The organism is Pseudoduganella sp. RAF53_2, from assembly GCF_052113985.1.
GTDB lineage: Bacteria > Pseudomonadota > Gammaproteobacteria > Burkholderiales > Burkholderiaceae_D > Rugamonas.
Map to the genome: position 1 here is coordinate 1 of NZ_JBFRDW010000803.1, position 2,330 is coordinate 2,330.

Genomic DNA, 2,330 nt, shown 5'->3' on the forward strand with positions numbered 1-2,330 from the left:
GGACTGGGCAAGGCCATCGTAGCGCATCTGCTCGAGAAGTCGCGCGGACACAACAAAATCATTCTCTACGCGGTGCCGGGCAAAGAAAACTTCTACCGCCAGTTCGGTTTCCGCCGCATGACAACGGCGATGGCGATCTTCGAAGACCAGGCGGCGGCTGCCGATCGCGGCTACCTCGCCGACTAGCCAGCCTCGTGGCAGCAAACGCAGAGTTTGTTGCCGTCCGGGTCGCGGAAATAGGCGCCGTAATAGTTGGCGTGGTATTCGGGACGCAGGCCCGGCTGCCCTTCACAGCAGCCGCCGTTCGCGAGCGCCGCGGCATGCGCACGGTCGACCGTGGCGCGATCCGCAGCCTGCAGCGCCGTCATCTGTCCATTGCCGCACGTCGCGGCCTGGCCATCGAATGGACGGCCAATCAGAAACAGCGGACGCCCGCCCGCCGCCGGCTGCCACCCTGCCCACGGACGCGCATCGTCGCGAAAGCGTAGCGTATGACCCAGCGCGGACATGAGCGCTGAATGAAAGCGGAAGGCCGTATCGAAATCGCCGACGCCGAGAAAGATGTGGGAGATCATGCGCTAACTGGAGTTGCCGGTACGGGCGCCGGCGTCGATGTGCAGGCTGCCGGGCAGATAGTTGCTGACAGGGCGTATCTCGAAACTCGCACCCTCGAAATGCAGGGCACGGGCGATGCTGGCGGCTTCGTCGTCATTGCCGCAATCGACAACATACATCCCCAGCAAATCCGCGCCCGCAGCCGGCGCATTGGCGACGGAGCCTAGCCGCATCACAGGCCCCAGCCGGCCCTCGCGCGCGAGCCGCTCGCGCAAAGCGGCGTGGCGATCGAGCACGGCGGCTTCCTGTTCCTCCGTCCATCCGGCGACGGAACCGTAAATCATGATGGAGTACAACATGAGCCCTCCTTACTTGATGCAGACTGCGCGCACGGCCTTCACATCGGTGATGCCGAGCAGGATTTTTTCGATGCCGTCCATCTTCAGCGTGAGCATGCCGTCTTCCAGCGCGGCAGCCAGCAGCTGGGCGACGCGGGCGTGCTCCTGCAGCAGCTTCTTGACGCGGTCGCTGCCGATCATCAGTTCGTGCAGGCCGACACGGCCGCGATAGCCCTTGTTGCACTCGTCGCAGCCCACCGGGCGATAGAGCGTGAACTGGCCCTGCGCATCGGCATAACGCTCCTGCCAGCCTTGCGCGACGCGAGTGCGTGCGGCACGGGCATCTTTCTTGAACGCTTCCGTGTTTTGCAGCTCTTCGCAGTATTCGGACAGCATCAGCTCCAGCTCCGCTTCACCGGGGTGATAAGGCATCTTGCAGCTGTTGCACAGACGCTTGGCCAGACGCTGCGCCAGAATCCCCAGCAGAGCATCGGCGAAGTTGAACGGGTCCATGCCCATGTCCAGCAGGCGCACGATGGACTCCGGTGCGCTGTTGGTGTGCAGCGTGGCAAACACCAGGTGGCCGGTCAGCGAAGCTTCAATGCCCATGCTGACGGTTTCCTTGTCGCGCATTTCGCCAACCATGATCACGTCCGGATCGGCACGCAGGAAGGCGCGCATCACGGTCGCGAAGTCCAGCCCCGCCTTGCGGTTGACCTGCACCTGGCGCAAGCCTTTCTGCGTGATCTCGACCGGGTCCTCGGCCGTCCAGATTTTCGTTTCCGGCGTGTTCAGATAATTCAGCACCGAGTGTAGGGTGGTGGTCTTGCCCGAGCCGGTGGGGCCGCAGACAAAGAACAGGCCGTAGGGTTTCTCGATGGTGGCGCGCAGGCGGTCCAGGTTGGCGGGCAGCACGCCCAGCTTGTCCAGCGGGATCGGTTCGCCGGCGGCCAGGATGCGCATCACCACATCTTCCACGCCGCCGGTGGATGGGATGGTGGCCACGCGTAACTCGATGTCCAGGGGACCGTATTTTTTGAACTTGATCTTGCCGTCCTGCGGCTTGCGGCGCTCGGAGATATCGAGGTCGCACATGATCTTGATGCGCGCCACCATCGCTGCACGATAGGCGGCCGGAATCTCGATATACGGCACCAGCGAGCCATCCTTGCGGAAGCGGATACCGGTCTTGCCTTTGCCGGGCAGGGGTTCAATGTGAATGTCGGACACGCCCTGGCGGTAAGCGTCGACGATGATCTTGTTAATCAGCTTGACCAGCTCATTCTCGACCGCTTCGGAGACTTCGGCCTCCTGCTCCTCGTCGTGCTCCTCCATGCCGGACAGCAGCTCGCCCACGCTGGTGCTATCACCGCCCGAGCCGTAGAACTGGTCCACCGTTTGCGCGAACTCGCGCCCCGTGGTCACGCTGTACACCAC

The 2,330-nt window shown here is 63.3% G+C and carries 3 protein-coding genes and 1 pseudogene; 1 reads left to right on the plus strand and 3 read right to left on the minus strand.

All coding sequences use genetic code 11. The annotated features are described in order from the left end of the window. Positions 1-186, plus strand: a pseudogene (locus tag AB4Z11_RS29705) (GNAT family N-acetyltransferase); the annotation flags it as partial. On the opposite strand, the gene AB4Z11_RS29710 reads toward AB4Z11_RS29705, so the two are convergent. The 3 genes from AB4Z11_RS29710 to AB4Z11_RS29720 all read right to left on the minus strand — a co-directional run. Then, positions 183-575, minus strand: a complete 393-nt coding sequence (locus tag AB4Z11_RS29710; protein WP_442029476.1) for a VOC family protein — start codon at positions 573-575, stop codon at positions 183-185. The pseudogene AB4Z11_RS29705 and the gene AB4Z11_RS29710 sit on opposite strands and share 4 nt — an antisense overlap. A gap of 3 nt (positions 576-578) precedes the next feature. Then, the gene (locus AB4Z11_RS29715) at positions 579-914 is read right to left on the minus strand and encodes a YciI family protein (RefSeq protein ID WP_442029478.1); all 336 of its coding nucleotides are present in this window, start codon (positions 912-914) and stop codon (positions 579-581) included. A gap of 9 nt (positions 915-923) precedes the next feature. Then, positions 924-2,330, minus strand: a 1,407-nt coding sequence (locus AB4Z11_RS29720) for a GspE/PulE family protein (RefSeq protein WP_442029480.1), incomplete at its 5' end; no start/stop codon positions are given.